Genomic DNA, 21,945 nt, shown 5'->3' with positions numbered 1-21,945 from the left:
GTCAAAAGACATGCGCGCAGCTAGTCCATCCCGCTAACGCGGAATGAGGCTCAATGTGGGACAGGAATCAAACGCGAGGCGGTCGCCATACCCCGGACGGGGTCTGTACGGGTAGGGAATCGCTGAAGAAGTAAAGCACTACGGGGCTGAATACGGTTACAGGAGGCTTGAGGATCGAGACTTGCAGCATGCCGCCTGTCTTGCATTCCTGGCCCGGCTTACAAGGTTTGCCGTGCTCGGAAGGGCTTTTCATATCGTTGCAGCAGTCCATCCCCATGTCGTCCATTATCGCCATGCCCATCGTCTTCATTGGGCATGGTTCTGTCGGTGCCTGAACGCCCGCCATCCCGCTGAGGGGAAGCGCCAAGCTAATCATGAAGACGATGCAAAACCGCAGATAGCGTTTCATGGACTGGAGTGTAGACGGTGCAAATGGCCCTTACAATTGGATGCAGGGCATAAACGGCCTGCCGAGAGGCCTAAGTCAGGTGATAACACCGGAGCTGGTTTATAAATCTGAGTCAATTTTTATCTGGCCACATCTCATCTTTTACCTGAGTTTGTGGACAGATTGCAGCCAAAAATAGGCGAATAGGAGACCTCAAATCAAGTTTTTGAACCCTCTTCTGCCTTCCGAGGATTAGGTGATGTCCATGGAGGACCAAGCTATCCGCACACGAAAGCAGCTTCAAATAACTTCATTGGGCGCTTGACCCTGTAGTAGGTACAGGCTGTTGAATGGTGAAATTATCCCAAGCGGTAGAAGCACCATGAACCAGGAAAACAAGCTCAAGCCGGTCCTCCGTCTTCACGTACAGAAGAAAGAAGAGTGTTGCGGATCTGACCATCAACATGGGTCTGTTAATGCTGCTGAACCCAAGCATCACAAAGAACATGGTCACGACCATGAGCATGAGCATGAGCATGCTCACGATCATGCCGATGCGTGCTGTGCTCATGGCACGCAAGCTACTGATGGTGTTGCGATTACTAAGAGTAGCCCTGCCCCGAAAGGGACCAGTAGAGTTCGCTACCGCATCGATAAAATGGATTGCCCTACAGAGGAGCGCTTGATCCGCAACCGACTGGAGCCGATGGCCGGAATTGTTCGGCTCGACTTCAACCTCCTGAATCGTGAGTTGACCGTGCATCACCGCTTGGATGATCCGCAGCCAATCGTCACCGCATTAGTCGCGTTGGACATGGGGCCGAGCCTGATCGAAGCCGGTGCCGCGCCATCGGCGGTTCCCCCGGCCCTGAGCGCAAAACTAAAAGGATTGCTGGCCATCAGTGGCCTGGCTGCTATCGCCGCTGAAGTCATCGCGTGGACAACCGGACAAGAAGGTTCTTGGCCGGTTATGGTGCTTGCGGCTCTTTCCATTCTGAGCGCTGGTTTGCCCACCCTCAAAAAGGGTTGGATTGCAGTTAAGAACCTCACTCTGAACATCTATTTTCTGATGTCGTTGGCTGTCGTTGGTGCTCTCATCATCGGTAAATGGCCCGAAGCCGCGATGGTGGTTTTCCTTTTCGCCGTTGCTGAGGCTATCGAAGCACTTTCTCTGGAGCGCGCGCGGAACGCGATCAAGTCGCTGACCGCGTTGGCGCCAGAAACCGCTGAAGTCATGACTGATGGCGGCTGGAAAGACCATCCGGTGGCGAGTGTATTACTTGGTAGTCGTATTCGGGTTCGCACGGGTTCGCGAGTACCCTTGGATGCCCGCATAGACTCAGGTCGCGCCGCACTGGACCAAGCTCCAATTACCGGCGAAAGCCTACCTGTTGATAAGCAGGTCGGGGACCCACTTTACGCTGGCAGTATCGTTACCGACGGCGTGGTTGAAGCGACTGTGACGGCCGTAGCAGGAGAAAGTACTCTTGCTCGTATCGCGGCAGCCATACAAGACGCGCAGTCTCAACGAGCCCCTACTCAGCGATTTGTAGATGAGTTTGCACGTTATTACACCCCGGCTGTAGTGGTTCTTGCCCTCTTGGTCGCTGTCTTGGGCCCTGTACTGATCGGTGGAACCTGGGGCGATTGGCTTTATCAGGCCCTGGTCCTGTTAGTGATCGCCTGCCCATGTGCCTTGGTGGTTTCAACGCCAATTACCGTCGTCAGTGGGCTAGCCGCGGCTGCCAAGCATGGCATTTTGATTAAAGGCGGTGCATACCTTGAAAGCGGCCGACTACTTAAGGTTGTGGCGCTCGACAAGACCGGCACCTTGACCCAAGGCAAGCCGGTACTGACCGATAACGAGCCGTTTGGTGATCTGCCCATCGAGATGGCTTTGCAGATCGCAGCTAGCCTCGACGAACACAGTACACACCCAGTGGCGAAGGCCTTGGTCAGCGGATGGAAATTACAGCAACCGGATGCGGCGACTCTGCCGGTTGAGGACTTCGGCGTACTCAACGGTCGTGGCGTCAAAGGCAATATCGACGGTCAATCGTGGCACCTGGGTAACCACCGCTTGGTTGAAGAGTTGGGCGTATGCTCGCCGGCCCTTGAGGCCCGATTGTCGCTACTGGAAAACGCAGGAAAAACTGTAATCGTGCTCTGCGCGGCCAGCGGTCCAGTAGCGATTTTTGCTGTGGCTGACACCGTAAGGCCTGAAAGCTTTGCTGCCGTAACTGCTCTGAAAGCGTTGAATGTCGTACCGGTGATGCTCACGGGTGACAACCCTGCAACCGCCAAGTCCATCGCCGCTCAGCTCGGCATACAGGATGCACGCGGAAACCTCATGCCGGAGGATAAACAAGCCGCCGTCGCTGAACTCAAACGCCGCTTTGGTACTGTTGGCATGGTGGGCGATGGTGTGAACGATGCTCCAGCATTGGCGCAAGCCGACATTGGTTTTGCGATGGGGGCCGCAGGGACTGCCACAGCCCTTGAAACGGCTGATGTCGCCATCATGGATGACGACCCACGCAAGATTGCTGATTTTATTAGCCTGAGTCGTCGATGTGCCTCTGTTTTGAAGCAAAACATCGGACTGGCCTTGGGTATCAAAGTTGTATTTTTGGCGCTTGCATTGTCCGGCCACGCTACGTTGTGGATGGCTGTTTTCGCCGATATGGGAGCGAGCCTGCTGGTCGTATTCAACGGACTGCGGCTACTGCGTCGGTGATACGAAAGCTGCGACTTCGTGTTCAATTACATGCCCACACAAGGAAATCAAATCATGCAATGTCCGATCTGCAAAGATACTGCCCTCGTAATGACTGAGCGCCAAAGCATCGAAATTGATTATTGCCCTCAATGCCGTGGCGTTTGGCTCGACCGAGGTGAACTCGACAAGATCATCGAGCGCAGCCAACAACAGGAGGCCGTTAGGTTTCTTCCACAGAACCCAATTCCACCCGTACAGAATGCTCCTCCAGCAGTACAACCCGGTTACAGCCAGCATGGAGATAGCCAAGCTCATGGAGATCAGCGAGGAAGTCACGGTGGCGGTTGGAGAGAAGGTGGCCACCAGAGCGGCCATCAAAGTCATGGTGGACATCAAAACCAGAGTGGGCATCAGGGGCAACAGTCGTACCGCAAAAAATCATTTTTGCAGGAGATGTTCGATTAAGGCTGCGATTTCGCGCTTTGATCGGGATATACCTCGAACCAGCACCAATTCTGAAATAGGGTGTTTCATGAGATGGAACGGTTTTGGGTATTAGCTGGTCTTTATATCCTGCAATCGACTCGTAGCAAGGGTGCTACCTGGGTGGTTGGAGTTTCAGCGAGCGGCGTTTGAGGAAAAGGTTATGAGTTCAGGACACAGTCACGGCCAAGTACGCGCCGGTCACGAAAAGTTGCTGTGGATCGCACTCACCCTGACGACAAGCTTTATGGTCGCGGAGGTCATTGGAGCTTTTGTCACCGGCAGCCTGGCCTTATTATCCGACGCGGCCCACATGCTGACGGACGTTGCGGCTTTGGCGATATCCTTGGTCGCTATTCATATAGCCAAACGCTCTGCGGATAGGAAGCGGACCTTCGGGTACGCACGATTTGAAATACTTGCAGCCACCTTCAATGCGGTCTTGCTGTTTTTAGTCGCTATGTACATCGTTTATGAAGCGTATCTGCGACTTAAAGTCCCGGCGGAAATCCAGTCGACTGGCATGTTGGTCATTGCGGTGTTCGGGCTCATCGTCAACCTTGTTTCAATGCGCCTACTGAGTGCTGCCAGTGGGGAAAGCCTCAATGTGAAGGGCGCTTATTTAGAGGTCTGGAGCGATATGGTGGGGTCTATTGGCGTCATCATCGCAGCTCTTTTGATCCGTTTCACCGGCTGGACTTGGGTTGATTCACTTGTCGCGGCTGGCATCGGGTTCTGGGTGCTGCCCAGGACTTGGTCATTGCTCAAGGAAAGCATGAACATATTGCTGCAAGGGGTTCCAGAGGGCATCGATATTGAGAAGGTAGAGGCAACGCTTTATGGCATTGAGGGGGTCAAGAATATCCACGATTTGCATATCTGGGCTTTGACCAGTGGTAAAAGTGTTATGAGCGTCCATCTTGTCGCTGACTCGGCTTCCCGCAGCGAGCAAGCTATCTTGGCTGAAGTAACCAGCCTTATGAGTGATAAGTTCCACATCAGCCATACTACCGTCCAAATGGAAGGATCTGATTTTCACGATCAACTGGCTGACGATCATGAGGGTATGGTCCACTAACTGAGTCGTGGTATTTATTTAAGCTGGATGAACGTTTATACGTCGTGATACAGATCAAAAGGGTCGATTAAAATGGTCAGAAATATTTTAAGTTATTCTGGGCTGGCTTTGTTTTTGGCTCTTGTTGCGCAGCCAGCTTTTTCAACACCTGCTAATCCAGAAAGGGTATACGGGTGGATTGAGGAAGGAATACTTTTACCAGAAAATATTGCTGTGAAAGTAAAGTTAGATACAGGGGCTCTTACATCCTCGATGGATGCGAAAGACTTAGAACGATTCCGTAAAAATGGAGAGGAATGGGTTCGTTTCAACGTTAAAGTAAAAGACACAAAAACTAAGAAGGTGAGTAACGCACTCTTCGAGCGACGCGTCGAAAGAAATGTAAAGGTTCGAGGCGCCGGTGGCGCTGAACATCGTCCAGTAGTCATGATGACGATGTGCATAGGTGATAAAATTTATAAGGAAGAGTTTTCACTGAAGGATCGAGGCGACATGAACTACCCCGTATTGATTGGTCGCAAAACTTTGGGGGTCTTGGGCGCGGTCGATGTTTCACGCACATTCACTAACGAACCAAACTGTAATTAAACACCTGAATTATACATTTTATCTATACGTGCAGGGTGAATGTATTGAGAAAATAGCTCGGCAGAATTTTGCAGCTTTTTTGATGCTTGATGTGGCTGACTAAATAGTCTTAAAAAAAGCTCACCCGGATGCCGATTTTTAGGAAGAGTTAGAAGTGGCGCCATGCAACGATTAGTATTTAGTTGCATGGCTTCTAATCAAAGTATGCTCATACTATAGGGTCATTTTAGATCTTTCTCGCAGCTCCACTTATTTCGGTGTTTTCATTGATTGACGCTCAAATGTCTGCGCGAGCTTTAACGGTGTTGACGCTTTGGACTGGCAGGTACTGAACAGATCAAGCTCTGGGCGATATGCTGTAGTTTGAATACCCATCAACCCCAATATAGAATGGAATAAGTTGTCATGGGACAGTGATACGTCTCGCTGATCCTTCAAACATTGGGAGTCGAGGGTTTGACGCGACTGCATGTTTTTGGAGATCCAGATTACCATGGGGATACTAGTCTGCTCGCTGGGAGCCATGGCATAAGGAAGTCCGTGCAAGTAAAGCCCATTCTCGCCGAGGGACTCACCGTGATCAGAGACATAAAGCATCGCCGTATCAAAACGCTCAGCGTTACGCTTTAGCAGGTCGATCGTTTGCCCAAGTACATAGTCCGTATAACCGAGGCTGTTATCATAGGCACTGACAATGCTTTCGCGCGTACAACGTTCAAGTTGATTATTATCGCAAACGGGACCGAATCGTTCGAACGCCGGTGGATAGCGCTTGGAATAGGATGGGCCGTGACTGCCTTTCATGTGTAGCACCACGATTGAATCCCGCTGCTGTTGATCCAAGTAGGCTTGTAAATCTTGCAATAAGACTTCGTCGTAACACTCGTCAGCTCTACATAATCCCGTCGATTTCTGATTGTTCAATTTTTCATTTGGTACTCGGTCGCAAATGCCTTTGCAACCCGAATTATTGTCTCTCCACAGGACCGATACGCCGGCCCGCTGCAACACGTCTAATAGTCCTTCTCTGCGCAACGCCATACCGTCTTTGTAGCCTTCTTTACCCACATCCAGAAACATGCAGGGTAAGGAAACGGCCGTAGCTGTTCCACATGAGCTGACATTGGTAAAACTTAAGACACCACGACTGGCCAATTCCGGATTGGTATCCCGGGAATAGCCATTGAGGGAGAAATTCGCGGACCTGGCGGTTTCACCCACCATCAGTACCGTTAGCCGTGGTTTGCGTACACCAGCAGTAGCTTCTTCACGGCGGGCATCAGCACCAATGGTTTTTAATTCGGCGGGAACTGCTAGCTGGCGACGCGTGTACCCATGAATTGCCGAAACCACATTCGACGGAACCAACATCAACCTGAGTTCGCGATGATTACGCATCAGCGATGCATAGGATTGATAAAGCGTAAATACGACGATCGCCAAGCAGGTGAGCGCTACCGCCACCCCCATGAATCGATGAGCAAGTGCGCGGGACCACGATCTTTGAATCAAACGGACTCGAGTGATAACCAGCACCGGCATAACACCAAAGCCCAGCATCCACAGCAGTAGATCCGAGTTCAACAGCTCCGTGGCTTCGGAGCTGTCCGTCTGCATCACATTCGTTAGCATGCTGTAATCAATTACTATGCCATAGCTATTCATAAAGTAACTCGTTGCTGCCGCAACCAGCAACACGATAGCTAGCACAGGTTTTATCAATCGTCCCCAAGCCATCACGCTGAGTAATACGTAGAGCCAAATCAACACGAACCAAGGCAGGCTAAGCACGAATATGGTGTTTCCGTCTTGTAGGCCTCCCACGCCTTGCCAGACAGCACGCCAAAATGGCCAGTTACTAAACAATAGAAGCCAAGTCGAAACTGCAAGAATTAACTGATTGCTGCCGAGTGTGATTTCCCAACTGCGAATTGGTACTTTGTTATTCATGGGTACTCCGGAAAATCTCGACGTATCCAGGCGCGAACTGCCACTGGAGTGTCACTACATTTTAGGTAAGAAAAAATCGCCAATAGCGCGGTGCAACTCGTGGATGCACCAGTGACCCTGAACGTTCTCGTCAGCTAGTTGGCGATCTGCGACTAGCCAAACCGCCAGACACCCCACGCTGATGAAAATCTTTTTCATGAGGTAGCACCCCAAGTAAGTGACGTGGCTGTAGATCCGCTCGATTCGTCCTTGAACGCCAGTAGTTGTGCTGAAGCGAGGTATTGGATACGGGTGCGCGGAGGGCCCAGAACACCCGTAAACTTGCGGTTGGATATTTCAAAGAAATTAGTGTTGGAGTCCTTGGCGCTTCGTGCGGCGGGAAGGATCACTTGACTGAAGAACTTCTTTTCTCTGTGGGCCATCGAGCGCTTGTCTACAGCAAGATGGATTTCGTACCGCAGGCGCGGTTCGGCGACGTTGTGCATATCACGAGACTGATAGGTGCGGCTAGCCTCCGACGAAATGCTTTTTAGTTTGCGGCCGAAAAACAAAATCGGCGTTGAAGCGCCCACCAGGTTCAACCGCTTCCGGATGCTGGTCATCGTTCCGCCAGACAGTGCGAACTCTGAGCTGAAATCAGACCTTGCTGTGCAAGCATGACGCCGTAAAAAACTTCGATCATCGGGGCGCAAGTCATTACGGCAGTGTTTAGACTCCAGCGCCACTATGCCTTTACTCTTAGATGCGACCTCAATCCATGCGTGACTTTTGCGGCACCTTTTCGGTGTCCGGCGGAGCTTAACGTTGGTAGTGTTCGAATTTTCGCGGAAGGCTTGGGCATCTATTATTAGTACTGGATTGGGGATCAAATCAGTCTGTTGCTGCCCGGCTTGGGCAGTTTGGATTTCCCACTGTGCATCTGCGAGGCTTGGGTTATTGGTCAATGCTATTTGAGGTTTGGTCACAGCCTCGGCGTGGGTTGCCCGAAGCAACGCCGTCATCAACGACGAAACACGAGACGGTGGGCCAGCCGCCCACAACATTTTTCTAATGCGAGATGGCATAACGAGATTTACGCCCCCAAAGTGCGCAGTTTCTTTGTTAACTCATAAATATTTGATGGTCTAAAAGACTTCTGATCGATTTCTGCCGGCTGAATTCGATCAGAAGTCGACACGACCGCAGGATCCTATGACGCATAGATTTTTTGCAGGCTCAATGTACTGCTGAACAGTTATCAGAAGGGTGACAGAAGAATTACAAATTTGTTATCCCCCCTCTGCCGCGGACAATTAGTCTAAGATCTACTTAGTGTGTAGGTTTGTATGTTTGTATGTTTGTATATTTGTATATTTGTATATTTGTATATTTGTATATTTGTATATTTGTATGTTTGACGTCGATAACATAACGGAGCCACAACAGCGCGCAATAGCTCCTTACTGACTAAAATCGTACAACGCAAATATGTTGAAGTTTATCGGTAAATAAAATTTTCTATACGTGTGTAAGGATGATTTATTATTTAGTGTCGAGACTTTATGAAAAATGCGTATTTTGATAATAGAAGACGAGCCGAAAACTGCCCATTATTTGCACCAGGGGCTGACCGAAAGCGGATTTATCGTTGATTGCGTCGCCAGCGGAATCGATGGCTTACGCTTGGTCTGCCAACAGGCTTATGATCTTGTAGTGCTTGACGCAAACCTACCGCAACGTGACGATTGGGGCCTACTTGTAAGTATTCGCAAGGTCACTATTTCGCCCATCATGATACTTACCGTTAAAGGTAGTCTGGAGGAAAAAATCAAGGGTTTCGACCTAGGCGCGGACGATTACATGGTCAAACCAATTGAGTTTCCAGAGCTGCTGGCCCGAGTACGCACTCTGATGCGTCGCGCTGTATTGTCGGCATTGCCCGACGTGCTGTGTGTCGGGGACCTGGAACTCGATCTTGGTAGACACCGGACCTTCCGAGGCGAGCAGCGGATTGAGCTGACCACCAAGGAGTTCGCCCTGCTATACCTCTTGATGCGCCAGACTGGTACGGCGCTGTCGCGCACGCAAATCATGTCCTCTGTCTGGGGGCGGAGTGCTGATTGCGACACCAATGTTGTTGAAGTGTCGATGAGAAGGCTTCGGGCCAAGATTGATGATCCTTTCAACAACAAGCTAATCCATACCTTGCGCGGTGTTGGATATGTTCTCGAAAAGCGTGATCAATGAGCCCTCTTAATCCCTCGAATTTTGAAGTTATGTGAAATAATCGGCAACAACTTTATAAACAGAACACACAAATGCCACTCTAAAATCACAGTTCTATTAGATTACGAAAATCGTCTTCGGGGTGGGGAAGCACTGTGCTTGGCTGATTATGTTACTTCACTGAGCTTGTGAGGATAACGGTTGGAAATTACAAATAAGTAATTCTCATTAGACAATTAATAAAGATTTACCTCGTTAACGTACTTAAGTTTAACAGCTTTGTAACTACTTCAAAGAGACTCTGCTATGAGTCTGTTAAAACTAAGTATTGTTGCACTGACGCAATCATTGCCTTCGATAGAATTCGCTGAAAGCCGTGGTGATCGCAACGTTGTCAACGCCATGGAAGCAAATCAGAAAGCAATGGCCGCCTACGCTGCGCAAAAAGGCAAGACCGCTCCGGAAATTCAGAAATATCACTATAGAATGAAGTTTGATATCGCAAAAGTGGTGAGTATGACCCCACCAATTCGCTCTTGCAACATTGTACCTTTTCGAATGACCTATGAGGACTCAGCTGGAAAGCTTCACACTATTGAATACCAAATTATTGGTGTGTGTCGTAACACGCACGAATGAACGAATGACGTGAATAAGGGCTGTTTTTTCAATGGTTGGTATCACCAGTTGGTGTGTCCATGGATGTTTGGAAAACCCAGCTTGAAGGTCGTGATCTTACCCGGGCGGCTATTAACTTCTGCGACTCCCTGATGCAAACTCATGATTGATTTCACAATGGCTAAACCAAGCCCGGTACTTCCTCCAGCGCGCGAATGATGAGTGTCAACTCGATAAAAGCGATCGAATAAGTGCGGTAGGTGTTGAGGTTCAATACCTGCGCCTCGGTTGGCTACATGTAGCGAGACTTCTGTGGCATGGACTTCGATGGTGATTGTGATGGCTTGGCCTACTGGGCAATGGCGGATTGCATTGGACATCAGGTTGGAAATTGCCCGCTGAATCATCAACCGATCACCAATGGTCGACCCCCTGCCAGTAACGCTCACGCTGATCTGTTTATCTTCCGCCGACAGTGAAAACAGATTGATGACCTTCAAGGCTTCATCCTCCAGAGCAATGGTCTCAAACGGGACCAGCGCAGCGGGATGACTGACCTGTGCCAGGAAAAGCATGTCCGAGACAATCCGGGCTACGCGCCCAAGCTCTTCGGTGGAGGACTCCAAAACCGCTTTGTACTCCTCGGCCGGCCTCTCCCGGGACAACGTCACCTGGGCTTTGCCCATCAGGTTGGAAATGGGTGCTCGTAGTTCGTGGGCCAAGTCATCGGAGAACTGCGACAACTGCTGAACATCGCTGTCTAGTCGGTGCAGCATGAAGTTGATGCCATGGGCCAGTTCGCTGAGCTCCTGCGGCATCTTGACCACCGAGAGTCGATGGCTGAGGTCCTGAGCAGAGATCATGGCGGCCACCTTGCGAAACTCCCGCAGCGGCGCGAGCCCCCGTTTTACCACTGCCCAGGCACTGAGGCCGATAAGTAGCAGCAGCAACGGCAAGGCCATGATCGTCGAGCTTAGATATGTGCTGAGCAGCGCTTCATCGTTGGCGCAATCAAGCGACAGCAATACGGCGACATTCGTACCGTTCGGCAAGCGGATCAGTCTGGATGCAGTCAGGAAGTGCCGGCCCTGATCATCGGTGCTTCGGGAGTACGACACCTTGTCGGTGGCAGCCCCTGCCGCCTTCAACTCCGCCCTGGGGTCCGTCAAGCCAAAGCCTGACTTCAAGAGCGGCGTCCTCATATTTATCAGGTCATAAATGGTAAGGTTGAGGTGGTCATGCCCCATCACCTGATCCAGCAAAACGTGCGGTTTAATGTTGATGTCGACAGGTTTTTCATACAGCGAAAGACTGTGCTCGATTTGCCGCATTTTCTCGCTCAAGTTGTCTTTTGACAGTTTATCTAACTCATGCGTTAGCGCGAGGAACGCAAGAACCGCCAGAAATAACACCAACAATGCGCCCATGATACTCACCGCCAAACCCAGCCGCATCGACAGGCTTGCCGACTTCATTCCCGGGCCTCCAGTACATAGCCAACGCCGCGCAGGGTATGGATTAGCTTCTTGTCAAAAGGATCATCAATCTTGGCCCTCAGGCGGCGGATTGAAACCTCGACCACATTGGTGTCGCAGTCGAAGTTCATGTCCCAGACCAATGAAATGATCTGAGTGCGGGAAAGCACCTCACCCGACTGGCGCATCAAAAGGTGCAGCAAAGCAAATTCCTTGGTCGTCAGGTCGATACGCTGCTCGCCCCGGAAGGCCCTATGGCGGCCCTGGTCGAGTTCCAGATCGGCGACTTTCAAGACCTCAGGGACGGAAACTTGTTCGCTGCGACGCATTAAAGTTCGTACCCGGGCCAACAGTTCCGGAAATTCGAATGGCTTGACCAGATAGTCATCGGCACCCAGGTCCAGGCCGCGGATCTTGTCCGCCAGGCGCCCGCGAGCGGTTAGCATCATGACCCGGGTGTTACTGCTTTGGCGCAGTCGCTCGAGCACACCCCAGCCATCAAGTTGTGGTAGATCGACGTCAAGTATTACCAAGTCGTAGGTTTGTTGACGCGCAAGGTGAAGTCCATCCGTACCATTCGCCGCGCGGTCTACTATATAGCCGCTTTCAGTCAAACCCTGATGCAGGTATTCGGCAGTTTTAAGCTCATCCTCAACTACAAGCATTCGCATGGTAGTGCCGCCCTATGTAATATGAATTGAATAATAAAATTTCGAAGTTTATTTAAGTGCCCGACTAAGAAATGATGTAGAACTATTCGATCATAAAAATCTCAAAACCGCGCATTGCTCAAGTGATCAGTATCAAGCCTGAAGCTGCTACAGGGTCAACAGGAGGAGGACATTTTACGATAAAAGTATTTGCGACTATATGTCGCAGGCATGTTAATGCGCGACTCCCGTACATTTATTTCAGCCAGAAGCCAAGCTCCGCTCGGCTGATATCTATGGGGAATCGTTTCGAAGTGTTACGGCGCAGATAGTCAATTTAATGCTGCACGCATTTTTTGGGGAGACTGGCAGGATGTACCAAGGGGAGTTGATCTCGCTTTGCGATTTTTAAGTACCCCGCGCTATCTATGCTCTATGCATTTTCGGATTCGCGTTTTTGGACTATTGTTTATCGTGATTTTAGTTACGGCTTTACTAAAATCACTACTTTTGTTTTTGGGCTTTTAAGTTGCTTTGTGCATTATATTTTGGAAATGTAAGTTGAAAAACTGTCAGATGGCCCGGCATACTTTGGACCTCTGCCATTCCCTGGTGCAGGCTCATGATGGATCGGACAATGGCCAACCCTAATCCAGTACCACCTTCAGCTCGTGAGCGACTGTTATCCACACGATAGAAGCGATCGAAAATGTGAAACAAGTGCTGGTGCTCAATTCCTACCCCAGGATTGCTTATTGATAGGGAGACTTTTTCAGATTGCGTTTCAATCGCTATAGCAATGGACTGCCCTGCTGGGCAGTGACGAATGGCATTTGATAAAAGATTGGAAATAGCCCGTTGAATCATGAGCCGATCACCTAAAACTTTACCCCATCCGCTGACAGTTATACCAACGCTCTTTTCCTCAGCCGATAGCGAAAAAAGGTCGATGACTTTTAGGGCTTCATCCTCTAGTAAAATGCTTTCAAACGGCACGAGTGCGGCCGGATGACTAACTTGGGCCAAGAAAAGCATGTCTGAAACAATTCTGGTGACTCGTCCTAGTTCCTCGGTGCATGACTCTAAAACAGCCTTGTACTCTTTTGCCGGGCGTTCTCGAGAAAGTGTTACCTGAGCTTTCCCCATAAGGTTCGTAATCGGTGACCGCAGCTCATGCGCCAAGTCATCAGAGAATTGCGATAGTTGTTGAACTCCGCCGTCAAGACGGTGCAGCATGAAGTTTATACCGTGAGCAAGCTCACTGAGTTCTTGGGGCATCTTGACAACTGAGAGTCGATGACTTAAATCCTGGGCCGACACCATTGCTGCAACTTTCCGGAATTCCCGAAGGGGGGATAAGCCACGTTGCACAATAGCCCAGGCGCTGATACCAATCAGAATCAGCAACAGTGGAACCGCTACAATGGTCGAACTCAGGTAGGCGCTCAATAGCGTTTCATCATTCGAGCGATCAATAGACAGTAGGACCGATACGAACTCACCATCCTTTAATTTCATGAGCTTAGAGGCGGTGAGGATGTGGATTCCGGACTCTTCGGCTGGGGAATAGTACGACAGCTTATTACTGGCGGCTGTTCCGGCTTGATTTGTAGATACTTCAGGTATATCTGCTCCAAAACTCAGCAGAGGTTCACTCATGTTGTCATCATCAAAGATGGTCAGGTTAAGATTGTCGTGTCCCAGCACTTGATCTAATAGCACGTGTGGTTTTAAACTCATGTCGCGGGTACTAATATCCATCAGTAGACTGTGCTCAATCTGACTCATCTTCTTCTCTAAGCTATTTTTTGCGCGCGAATCAAGTTCGTGAGTAAGCGCTAAAAAAGCTAGTATCGCTAAAAGCACTACTAGTACCGCTCCCATAATGCTAACTGTCAACCCCAGCCGCATCGATAGGCTGACCGGTTTCATTTCCTCGCCTCCAATACATAGCCTACGCCACGAAGGGTATGTATTAATTTTGTTTCAAATGGATCATCTATTTTTGCTCTCAATCTTCGTATCGAAACTTCGACAACGTTTGTGTCGCAGTCAAAGTTCATATCCCACACTAAAGAGATAATTTGAGTGCGAGATAACACCTCTCCTGATTGACGCATCAACAGATGAAGCAGCGCGAACTCCTTTGTCGTCAGATCTATGCGTTGCTTTCCGCGGAATGCGCGATGTCTGCCTTGATCAAGTTCAAGGTCAGCGACTTTTAATACCTCCGGAACTGGAATATGTTCGCTGCGACGCATTAAAGTGCGTACTCTTGCAAGCAACTCAGGGAATTCAAATGGCTTGACCAGGTAATCATCGGCTCCCAAATCCAATCCTTTGATTTTGTCTGCCAGACGCCCTCTTGCAGTCAGCATCATTACCCGAGTGCTACTAGTCTGCCGAATATTTTCAAGAACGTCCCAACCGTCAATTTCAGGTAGATTTACGTCTAGTATTACCAGATCATAAGCTTGCTGACGTGCTAGATGGAGTCCATCAGCCCCGGTCGATGCGCAGTCTACAATATAGCCACTTTCAGTCAGGCCTTGATGTAAGTACTCAGCAGTCTTCAGCTCGTCCTCTATCACAAGGATTCGCATAGGATTTCACCCTCTGGTAAATGTATCGGAATGATTTGATGCTCGTTAAACATGGTTTAAGGGCATTATTAATCTGTATAAACGTTTCGATTCTGGCTACATCTTTAATTTTATTCGCAATATGGTCTTTTTAAAGCTTTGCAAGGTTCGTCATATTTCCTTTACCTCCCAAAGTATTAGGTTCGGCGCCCCTTTTTTGTTTCGGGTTGTTTCTTGGCGCGAGCACTTATTGACTTCATCCTAATGCATTAATTGAGGTTTTTCCGCTGGATAACGTATTTGTAATTTTTCAGTCACCTTGTTGATAGGTGCGGAGAATTACATTTGCCTCATGGGAAATTCTTTTTGTTTTAAAGGTTTAAGGAATGATGGAATTACTTCGGTGTAGAAAGTTTATTGCTCACCCAATCACGCATAAGACCATGCTAAGAGCAGGTCTCATTTCGATCCTTGCGCTTTTTACTAGTCCTTTGTTTGCGGCGACCGCTCAAATGCTCACAATGGATCAGGCGCTTGAAACTGCTTTTGCCAATAACCCTGATCTGGCGGCCGCTCAATGGGAGACTGGTATTGCTCAGGGAGAGCGACAGCAGGCAGGGTTGATCCCTAACCCTGAGGTTTCCTGGGAGGCTGAAGATACTCGGCGAAACTCGCGCACTACGACGGTAATGATCAACCAGCCGATCGAGCTTGGCGGTAAGCGCGGGGCTAGGATCGAGGTGGCCAGTCGAGCTCAAGACGCGGCCGGGATTGAATTGGAACGCAAACGCAATGTTCTGCGTGCCGATGTCATTCAGGCGTTTTACAGCTCCTCGACGGCTCAGCAAAGGCTGCTGTTATCACGTCAATCACTTGAGCTCGCCGAGCGCGGTTTGCGTGTAGCTCAAGGTCGCATCAAGAGTGGTAAATCCTCACCCGTTGAAGGTACTCGCGCAGAGGTTCAGCTATCAGAAGTGCGTCTGGAGCTGAGGCGGGCTGAGCGGGATGAGGCCAGTGCCTACCAGCGACTCGCTCAGGTCATGGGCGCGCCTTTGCCTGCATTCGTGTCTGTGGGTGATCCAGGCCGGTCGATGCCAACCGTACCGGATTCGTCACTGCTGCTTAATCGCATAGGTGAAACCGCGGAGCTACGATTGGCAAAACTGCAAATAGATCAGCGGGAAGCCTCCCTTGGCCTGGAGAAGGCTCAGCGAATTCCCGACCTCACCGTGAGTATCGGGAGCCAATACGACGAGCGCGAGCGCGAGCGGGTGAATGTTGTGGGGCTGTCTATGCCCATCCCATTGTTTAACCGTAACCAGGGCAACGTACTAGCCGCTGCCCGCCGTACCGATCAAGCCCGCGACCTTCGTAACGCCAGTGAGTTACGCCTGCGCACAGAAATCCAGACCACCCTGGATCAGTGGATGACGGCTAACACTGAAGTCGCGTCGTTCAATCAAACCATCCTGCCTGCCGCGCAAAGTGCCGTCGACACCGCTACCCGAGGTTTCGAAATGGGCAAGTTTAACTTCCTCGACGTACTCGATGCTCAGCGCACCTTGATTAGCGCCCGCACGCAATACATCCAGGCTATCGCCGAGGCGACAGACGCCTGGGTGCGCATCGAGCGAATTTTCGGAGATGTCGCCCTTCTCACTCGTACTCCGTGAATTTCATATAACGCTTTTTTTACCGCTGCTCAGCATCGCAATACCACGGTAATCCGTGACTGCCGACTGGGCTGCGCAGGGAGTTTCCATGGATAAAAAACTAATTCTCGTCACTGCACTGACCTTGACGGTGGGTATAGGCATCGGCTCGTTGTGGATGGGCAGCCCATCGGTGCCCTCAGCCGAAGCTCAGGCTCAGGCTCAGGAGGGCAAAGGCCATGACGATCACGGCGATGAAACTACTGGCAAGAAATCGGCCGAGGGCGAACACGCCGAAGGCGAAGCGGAAGAAGGTCACTTGACTCTGAGCGAAGAGCAGATCAGCTCAGCCGGCATCCAGTTGGTCGAAGCCAAGGCGCAGAGTATTAGCCTTTCATTGCCCTTTCCTGGAGAAATCCGTTTTGATGAAGACCGCACTGCGCATGTGGTGCCCCGCGTACCCGGTGTCGTCGAGTCGGTCCATGTCAATCTTGGTCAACCGGTGAAAAAAGGCCAGTTGCTGGCCGTGATCGCCAGCCAACAAATTTCTGATCAGCGTAGTGAACAAGCCGCGGCGCAACGTCGTCTTGAGTTGGCCCGTACTACCTACGAGCGAGAGCGACAGTTATGGCAGGACAAAATCTCTGCCGAACAGGATTTCCTGCAAGCCCGCCAGGCTTTGCAAGAAGCCGAAATCGCCCTCAGCAATGCTCGACAAAAAATCAGCGTACTCAGTGGCAGCTCGGTCACCAGCGGGGGTAACCGATATGAATTGCGTGCGCCGTTTGACGGGGTTGTCGTTGAGAAACACTTGGGCCTCGGTGAGGTTGTCAGCGAAACCACTAATGCCTTCACCCTCTCCGACTTGTCGCGTGTGTGGGTGACCTTTGGTGTCTCGCCAAAGGATTTAAACAAGGTACTGGTGGGCAAGTCGGTCACGGTCAGTGCGCCGGAACTGAATGCCGAAGTCACTGGAACCGTGGCCTATGTCGGCAGTTTGTTGGGCGAGCAAACTCGTACAGCCACGGTCCGCGTGACCTTGGCCAATCCACAAGGTGCATGGCGTCCCGGGCTATTCGTGACCGTGCAGGTTGACACTGATACTCGGCAAACAAAGGTCGCAGTACCAGAAGCGGCTATCCAGACGGTCGAGGACAAGCAAACTGTTTTCGTTCGAACGGACGACGGGTTTAAAGCTCAGCCAGTGGAGACAGGTGGCCGTTCGGCGGGTCTGGTCGAGATCACGGAGGGCCTGGAGCCCGGTGTTCAAGTCGCCGCTGCCGGCAGTTTCATTCTGAAATCAGAACTGGGTAAAGCCTCGGCTGAACACGCCCACTGATCCGCCACTTCCACGAGAAGGTTCTCATGTTCGAACGCCTGATCCAATTTGCCATCGAGCAGCGCATCATCGTGCTGCTCGCGGTTCTCCTCATGGCCGGCCTCGGTATAGCCAGCTACCAGAAGCTGCCGATCGACGCCGTTCCCGATATCACCAACGTCCAGGTGCAAATCAACACAGGGGCAGCAGGTTTTTCACCACTGGAAACCGAGCAGCGCATCACGTTCCCCATCGAAACTGCAATGGCTGGTTTGCCGGCTCTAGAACAAACTCGCTCGCTGTCACGCTCGGGTTTGTCGCAAGTCACAGTGATCTTCAAGGAAGGCACTGACCTGTTCTTCGCCCGACAATTGGTCAACGAACGGTTGCAGGTGGCCAAGGAGCAACTGCCCGAGGGTGTGGAAGCCGTCATGGGGCCGATCTCAACCGGTCTGGGTGAAATTTTCCTGTGGACGGTCGAGGCTGAAGAAGGTGCTGTCAAGGAGGACGGCAACCCCTATACGCCGACCGACCTGAGGGTGATCCAAGACTGGATCATAAAACCTCAGCTGCGCAATGTTCCCGGGGTCGCCGAAATCAATACCATTGGCGGGTTCGCCAAGGAGTACCAGATTGCGCCTGATCCAAAACGCTTGGCGGCTTACAAGCTTACGCTGACTGACCTTGTTACAGCGCTGGAGCGCAACAACGCTAACGTCGGTGCCGGTTACATCGAACACAGTGGCGAACAGTTACTGATTCGCGCACCCGGCCAAGTAGCGACCACCGACGATATCGCCAATATCGTCATGGCCAACGTCGACGGTACGCCCATCCGCGTCAAGAACGTCGCAACCGTGGACATCGGCCGTGAATTGCGCACGGGGGCCGCGACCGAAAACGGTCGTGAAGTGGTGCTCGGCACAGTGTTCATGCTGATCGGTGAGAACAGCCGCACCGTGGCCCAGGCCGTTGCCAGCAAGCTTGAGCAAATCAACCGCTCACTGCCAAAAGGGGTGGTGGCAGTCACCGTCTATGACCGTACCAATTTGGTGGACAAGGCGATTGCCACCGTTAAGAAGAACTTGATTGAAGGTGCGATTCTGGTAATCGCGATTCTGTTCCTGTTCCTTGGCAACATTCGCGCCGCTCTGATCACTGCCATGGTGATCCCGCTCGCGATGCTATTCACATTCACTGGCATGTTCACCAACAAGGTCAGCGCCAACCTGATGAGCCTCGGAGCGTTGGACTTTGGCATCATCGTTGATGGCGCGGTGGTCATTGTCGAAAACGCCATCCGTCGTCTGGCCCATGCACAGCAACACCACGGACGCATCCTCACCCGCTCCGAACGCTTTCACGAAGTGTTCGCGGCGGCCAAGGAAGCACGCCGACCGCTGATTTTCGGCCAGTTGATCATCATGGTCGTGTACCTACCGATTTTTGCCCTCACCGGCGTCGAAGGAAAAATGTTTCACCCGATGGCGTTTACTGTGGTGATTGCCTTGCTCGGCGCGATGCTGTTGTCGGTGACCTTTGTCCCGGCGGCGATTGCGATGTTCGTCACCGGTAAGGTCAAGGAAGAAGAGAACATCATCATGCGTGGCGCCCGTCGGGTGTATGCGCCAGCGCTAGAATGGGTCATGGGCCATCGATCAATGGCATTCGCCATAGCACTAGCCGTTATCGCGGTGTGCGGTGTGGTCGCCAGTCGAATGGGCAGCGAGTTTGTGCCGAGCCTCAGTGAAGGGGATTTCGCGTTACAAGCACTGCGTGTACCAGGTACCAGCCTGACGCAATCGGTAGAAATGCAGCAACGTCTGGAAAGACTTGTGTTAGCAAAGGTACCGGAGGTCAAGCGGATGTTTGCTCGTACTGGTACAGCAGAAATTGCCTCAGACCCAATGCCACCAAACATCTCTGACAGCTACGTGATGCTCAAGCCGAAGAATCAATGGCCTGATCCGAATAAATCCAGAGAGGCGTTGGTAGCTGATATCCAAAAAGCTACAGCCGGAATGCCCGGAAGCAACTATGAGCTTTCTCAGCCTATTCAATTGCGTTTTAACGAGCTGATTTCAGGCGTGCGCAGTGATGTGGCGGTCAAGGTCTTCGGTGATGACATGGCGGTGCTTAACAGCACCGCTGCAAAAATTGCCGCGTCCATGCAGAAGATCAATGGTGCCTCCGAGGTCAAAGTCGAGCAAACGTCGGGACTGCCGGTACTGACCATCAACATCGACCGTGACAAAGCCGCCCGTTACGGACTGAACGTTGGCGACGTACAAGACACCATTGCGGTGGCGGTCGGTGGTCGTCAAGCCGGTACGATGTATGAGGGAGACCGCCGATTCGACATGGTGGTGCGTTTATCCGACGCCATGCGTAAGGATCTCGAGGGATTGTCCACACTGCTAATCCCGGTACCGGCGCTGCTTAACACCAATGCCGATCAGATCGGGTTTATTGCTCTTTCAGAGGTGGCTAGCCTCGATCTAGTGTTGGGACCTAACCAGGTCAGTCGTGAAAACGGCAAACGTCTGGTGATCGTCAGCGCCAACGTGCGTGGGCGTGATATCGGCTCATTTGTACAGGAGGCCAGTAGCGCCATTGATAAAGAAGTGCAGATCCCGGCCGGTTACTGGACCAACTGGGGAGGACAGTTCGAGCAGCTCCAATCCGCTGCCAAGCGACTACAGATTGTAGTCCCGGTGGCCCTGCTCTTGGTGTTCGCACTCTTGTTCATGATGTTCAACAACCTCAAGGATGGCCTATTGGTGTTCACCGGTATTCCATTCGCATTGACGGGGGGAGTCATGGCTTTATGGCTCCGAGACATCCCGCTGTCGATCTCGGCAGGTGTTGGTTTCATCGCGTTGTCGGGCGTGGCGGTGCTGAATGGTCTGGTGATGATTGCGTTCATCCGCAATCTTCGGGAGGAAGGACATTCGTTGAGTTCCGCAATCAATGAAGGGGCTCTTACCCGTTTGCGCCCAGTGTTGATGACAGCTCTGGTGGCCTCTCTTGGCTTTATTCCGATGGCACTGGCCACCGGAACGGGGGCAGAGGTCCAGAGACCCCTGGCTACCGTGGTGATCGGGGGCATCCTATCCTCAACTGCGTTGACCCTGCTGATATTGCCTGCGCTTTATCAATGGGCGCACCGCCGAGACGAGGAAGAAGCCGAAGACGAAGACGATAAAATAGAAGCCGTATAATTCTTTAGTTTTAAAAGCCCACTATCGAGATTCGATAGTGGGCTTTTTTATGTGAGCTACATAACGAATCTGTAATCTTGGCGCCACCGTGTTGATAGGTTCGAATTGATACCCTACTAGCGTTAACTATATGAGGTGTCAGTATGAAAATTGTTCAAATCTGCGCTCTTGCGGGTGCTTTAATCCTTTCTTCAGTTGCTTTAGCCGAAGGTGGGGGGGACAGAACCTTCGAAAAAATGATGGCGGCGCGAGATGTGGCAATGGAGGCATATGTTGCTAGAGAAGGGAAGAGCGTTCCCGTGGTTTCAAGTGATGCTAAAGATGAGACAGGTAAAATGTAGTAGTACTGCGTATAAAAAACCGCTTCCGGTTTCCGGCGGCGGTTTTTTTTACGGCTTTATTACACATTCGTAACCTAGCCGCCACGCCATCGCAATGTTCGAATTGATATCCTTGTAACAGTTAATATATGAGGTACTAAATATGAAGTTCATGAGTATTATTACTTTCGCTGGAGCTCTGACGTTATCCTCTCTCGTACTGGCGGAAGGGGGAGGAGACAAAGCCTTTGAAAAGATGATGGTGGCGAATGCTAAAGCCATGGAGCAGTATGCAATTAGCCAGGGGAAAAGCGCCCCTGTGTCGAAAGAATACGAGTACGGGATGAAGGTGGATGTTGTGAAGGTTATCAGTGTGGTGCGGCCTGCAAAAGTCTGCGCAGTGGTGCCCGCCGCAATGACCTATGAAGATTCAAAAGGACAGCTAAATACAATTAGGTACACTGTGGCTGGAGAGTGTCGTAAACGAGGCGGCTAGCAGCTATGCTGCTGTCAGAGGGATTTATAACGCTCGATTAACCTCAATACTTAGGGAAGGTCTGAAGTAAGACCTTCTTTTTCCAGCAAATCGGGCGTCAGGCTGTAAAAAAGAGAGCACTTCGCTGAAACTCTAGAAATATCGACTTTTTTCGATGAATAAGCCTGTTTTAAGCACTTATTAATCCTTAATTTCCATACTG

The 21,945-nt window shown here is 51.1% G+C and carries 18 protein-coding genes; 11 read left to right on the top strand and 7 right to left on the bottom strand.

From position 1 onward, the window contains the following. Window positions 1-67: 67 nt before the first annotated feature. Window positions 68-409 (bottom strand): hypothetical protein, encoded by a 342-nt coding sequence (locus K5E40_RS35055; RefSeq protein WP_045058202.1) that lies wholly within the window; start codon window positions 407-409, stop codon window positions 68-70. Between the two features lie 361 nt (window positions 410-770). Here K5E40_RS35055 and K5E40_RS17000 point away from each other — a divergent pair, with 361 nt between their 5' ends. The 4 genes from K5E40_RS17000 (at window position 771) to K5E40_RS16985 (ending at window position 5,256) form a co-directional block, all read left to right on the top strand. Next, entirely contained in the window at window positions 771-3,125 is a 2,355-nt protein-coding gene (locus tag K5E40_RS17000; protein WP_045058201.1) for a heavy metal translocating P-type ATPase, read from the top strand. Window positions 3,126-3,155: 30 nt separating this feature from the next. After that, the gene (locus K5E40_RS35430; protein ID WP_311770672.1) at window positions 3,156-3,572 is read left to right on the top strand and encodes a zf-TFIIB domain-containing protein; all 417 of its coding nucleotides are present in this window, start codon (window positions 3,156-3,158) and stop codon (window positions 3,570-3,572) included. Window positions 3,573-3,753: 181 nt separating this feature from the next. After that, a complete protein-coding gene (locus K5E40_RS16990) occupies window positions 3,754-4,668 on the top strand; it encodes a cation diffusion facilitator family transporter (RefSeq protein ID WP_045058199.1) in 915 nt (304 codons plus the stop codon). A gap of 72 nt (window positions 4,669-4,740) precedes the next feature. Further along, window positions 4,741-5,256, top strand: a complete 516-nt coding sequence (locus K5E40_RS16985) for an ATP-dependent zinc protease (RefSeq protein WP_260455821.1) — start codon at window positions 4,741-4,743, stop codon at window positions 5,254-5,256. Window positions 5,257-5,505: 249 nt separating this feature from the next. On the opposite strand, the gene K5E40_RS16980 is transcribed toward K5E40_RS16985, so the two are convergent. Both K5E40_RS16980 and K5E40_RS16975 read right to left on the bottom strand, forming a co-directional pair. Continuing rightward, window positions 5,506-7,206: a phosphoethanolamine transferase gene (locus K5E40_RS16980; RefSeq protein ID WP_045057964.1), complete on the bottom strand. Its 1,701-nt coding sequence runs from the start codon at window positions 7,204-7,206 to the stop codon at window positions 5,506-5,508. Window positions 7,207-7,400: 194 nt separating this feature from the next. Beyond that, window positions 7,401-8,171, bottom strand: a complete 771-nt coding sequence (locus K5E40_RS16975; RefSeq protein WP_184336316.1) for a hypothetical protein — start codon at window positions 8,169-8,171, stop codon at window positions 7,401-7,403. A 583-nt stretch (window positions 8,172-8,754) separates the two neighbouring features. Between K5E40_RS16975 and K5E40_RS16970 the strand changes: the two genes are divergently transcribed. Both K5E40_RS16970 and K5E40_RS16965 read left to right on the top strand, forming a co-directional pair. Next, complete coding sequence (locus tag K5E40_RS16970) at window positions 8,755-9,432, top strand: heavy metal response regulator transcription factor (protein ID WP_090470194.1); 678 nt, start codon at window positions 8,755-8,757, stop codon at window positions 9,430-9,432. Window positions 9,433-9,717: 285 nt separating this feature from the next. Then, a complete protein-coding gene (locus K5E40_RS16965; protein ID WP_045061364.1) occupies window positions 9,718-10,050 on the top strand; it encodes a DUF2790 domain-containing protein in 333 nt (110 codons plus the stop codon). 41 nt (window positions 10,051-10,091) lie between these two features. On the opposite strand, the gene K5E40_RS16960 is transcribed toward K5E40_RS16965, so the two are convergent. The 4 genes from K5E40_RS16960 to K5E40_RS16945 all read right to left on the bottom strand — a co-directional run bounded on the left by K5E40_RS16960 (window position 10,092) and on the right by K5E40_RS16945 (window position 14,757). Next, window positions 10,092-11,504, bottom strand: a complete 1,413-nt coding sequence (locus tag K5E40_RS16960) for a heavy metal sensor histidine kinase (RefSeq protein ID WP_115146708.1) — start codon at window positions 11,502-11,504, stop codon at window positions 10,092-10,094. Then, a complete protein-coding gene (locus tag K5E40_RS16955; protein WP_045061362.1) occupies window positions 11,501-12,175 on the bottom strand; it encodes a heavy metal response regulator transcription factor in 675 nt (224 codons plus the stop codon). The genes K5E40_RS16960 and K5E40_RS16955 overlap by 4 nt, the downstream gene beginning before the upstream one ends. 483 nt (window positions 12,176-12,658) lie before the next feature. After that, entirely contained in the window at window positions 12,659-14,086 is a 1,428-nt protein-coding gene (locus tag K5E40_RS16950) for a heavy metal sensor histidine kinase (protein ID WP_045061361.1), read from the bottom strand. Then, window positions 14,083-14,757: a heavy metal response regulator transcription factor gene (locus tag K5E40_RS16945; RefSeq protein ID WP_045061360.1), complete on the bottom strand. Its 675-nt coding sequence runs from the start codon at window positions 14,755-14,757 to the stop codon at window positions 14,083-14,085. The genes K5E40_RS16950 and K5E40_RS16945 overlap by 4 nt, the downstream gene beginning before the upstream one ends. A gap of 365 nt (window positions 14,758-15,122) precedes the next feature. On the opposite strand from K5E40_RS16945, the gene K5E40_RS16940 reads away from it, so the two are divergent. From K5E40_RS16940 to K5E40_RS16920, 5 genes are all read left to right on the top strand, one after another. After that, window positions 15,123-16,409, top strand: a complete 1,287-nt coding sequence (locus K5E40_RS16940) for a TolC family protein (RefSeq protein ID WP_152644308.1) — start codon at window positions 15,123-15,125, stop codon at window positions 16,407-16,409. 88 nt (window positions 16,410-16,497) lie between these two features. Beyond that, window positions 16,498-17,727: an efflux RND transporter periplasmic adaptor subunit gene (locus K5E40_RS16935; RefSeq protein WP_045061359.1), complete on the top strand. Its 1,230-nt coding sequence runs from the start codon at window positions 16,498-16,500 to the stop codon at window positions 17,725-17,727. Window positions 17,728-17,753: 26 nt separating this feature from the next. After that, window positions 17,754-20,927: a CusA/CzcA family heavy metal efflux RND transporter gene (locus tag K5E40_RS16930; RefSeq protein ID WP_045061358.1), complete on the top strand. Its 3,174-nt coding sequence runs from the start codon at window positions 17,754-17,756 to the stop codon at window positions 20,925-20,927. A 143-nt stretch (window positions 20,928-21,070) separates the two neighbouring features. Then, a complete protein-coding gene (locus K5E40_RS16925; RefSeq protein WP_221731823.1) occupies window positions 21,071-21,268 on the top strand; it encodes a co-regulatory protein PtrA N-terminal domain-containing protein in 198 nt (65 codons plus the stop codon). 142 nt (window positions 21,269-21,410) lie between these two features. Beyond that, window positions 21,411-21,743, top strand: coding sequence for a DUF2790 domain-containing protein (locus K5E40_RS16920; RefSeq protein WP_017341680.1), 333 nt, complete (start codon window positions 21,411-21,413; stop codon window positions 21,741-21,743). Window positions 21,744-21,945 lie beyond the last annotated feature (202 nt).

The sequence above is a fragment of the Pseudomonas baetica genome (assembly GCF_019733355.1).
Lineage (GTDB): Bacteria > Pseudomonadota > Gammaproteobacteria > Pseudomonadales > Pseudomonadaceae > Aquipseudomonas > Aquipseudomonas baetica_A.
This window is presented reverse-complemented; position numbering and strand designations above follow the sequence as displayed.

What these genes read in the sequence shown, in the direction of transcription:
- K5E40_RS16970 (WP_090470194.1), top strand. Translation starts at nt 8,755, where the DNA reads ATGCGTATTTTGATAATAGAAGACGAGCCGAAAACTGCCCATTATTTG.
- K5E40_RS16920 (WP_017341680.1), top strand. Translation starts at nt 21,411, where the DNA reads ATGAAGTTCATGAGTATTATTACTTTCGCTGGAGCTCTGACGTTATCC.
- K5E40_RS16950 (WP_045061361.1), bottom strand. Translation starts at nt 14,086, where the DNA reads ATGAAACCGGTCAGCCTATCGATGCGGCTGGGGTTGACAGTTAGCATT.
- K5E40_RS16925 (WP_221731823.1), top strand. Translation starts at nt 21,071, where the DNA reads ATGAAAATTGTTCAAATCTGCGCTCTTGCGGGTGCTTTAATCCTTTCT.
- K5E40_RS16930 (WP_045061358.1), top strand. Translation starts at nt 17,754, where the DNA reads ATGTTCGAACGCCTGATCCAATTTGCCATCGAGCAGCGCATCATCGTG.
- K5E40_RS16990 (WP_045058199.1), top strand. Translation starts at nt 3,754, where the DNA reads ATGAGTTCAGGACACAGTCACGGCCAAGTACGCGCCGGTCACGAAAAG.
- K5E40_RS16955 (WP_045061362.1), bottom strand. Translation starts at nt 12,175, where the DNA reads ATGCGAATGCTTGTAGTTGAGGATGAGCTTAAAACTGCCGAATACCTG.
- K5E40_RS16945 (WP_045061360.1), bottom strand. Translation starts at nt 14,757, where the DNA reads ATGCGAATCCTTGTGATAGAGGACGAGCTGAAGACTGCTGAGTACTTA.
- K5E40_RS35055 (WP_045058202.1), bottom strand. Translation starts at nt 409, where the DNA reads ATGAAACGCTATCTGCGGTTTTGCATCGTCTTCATGATTAGCTTGGCG.
- K5E40_RS16960 (WP_115146708.1), bottom strand. Translation starts at nt 11,504, where the DNA reads ATGAAGTCGGCAAGCCTGTCGATGCGGCTGGGTTTGGCGGTGAGTATC.
- K5E40_RS16980 (WP_045057964.1), bottom strand. Translation starts at nt 7,206, where the DNA reads ATGAATAACAAAGTACCAATTCGCAGTTGGGAAATCACACTCGGCAGC.
- K5E40_RS35430 (WP_311770672.1), top strand. Translation starts at nt 3,156, where the DNA reads ATGCCCACACAAGGAAATCAAATCATGCAATGTCCGATCTGCAAAGAT.
- K5E40_RS16940 (WP_152644308.1), top strand. Translation starts at nt 15,123, where the DNA reads ATGATGGAATTACTTCGGTGTAGAAAGTTTATTGCTCACCCAATCACG.
- K5E40_RS16985 (WP_260455821.1), top strand. Translation starts at nt 4,741, where the DNA reads ATGGTCAGAAATATTTTAAGTTATTCTGGGCTGGCTTTGTTTTTGGCT.
- K5E40_RS16935 (WP_045061359.1), top strand. Translation starts at nt 16,498, where the DNA reads ATGGATAAAAAACTAATTCTCGTCACTGCACTGACCTTGACGGTGGGT.
- K5E40_RS16965 (WP_045061364.1), top strand. Translation starts at nt 9,718, where the DNA reads ATGAGTCTGTTAAAACTAAGTATTGTTGCACTGACGCAATCATTGCCT.
- K5E40_RS17000 (WP_045058201.1), top strand. Translation starts at nt 771, where the DNA reads ATGAACCAGGAAAACAAGCTCAAGCCGGTCCTCCGTCTTCACGTACAG.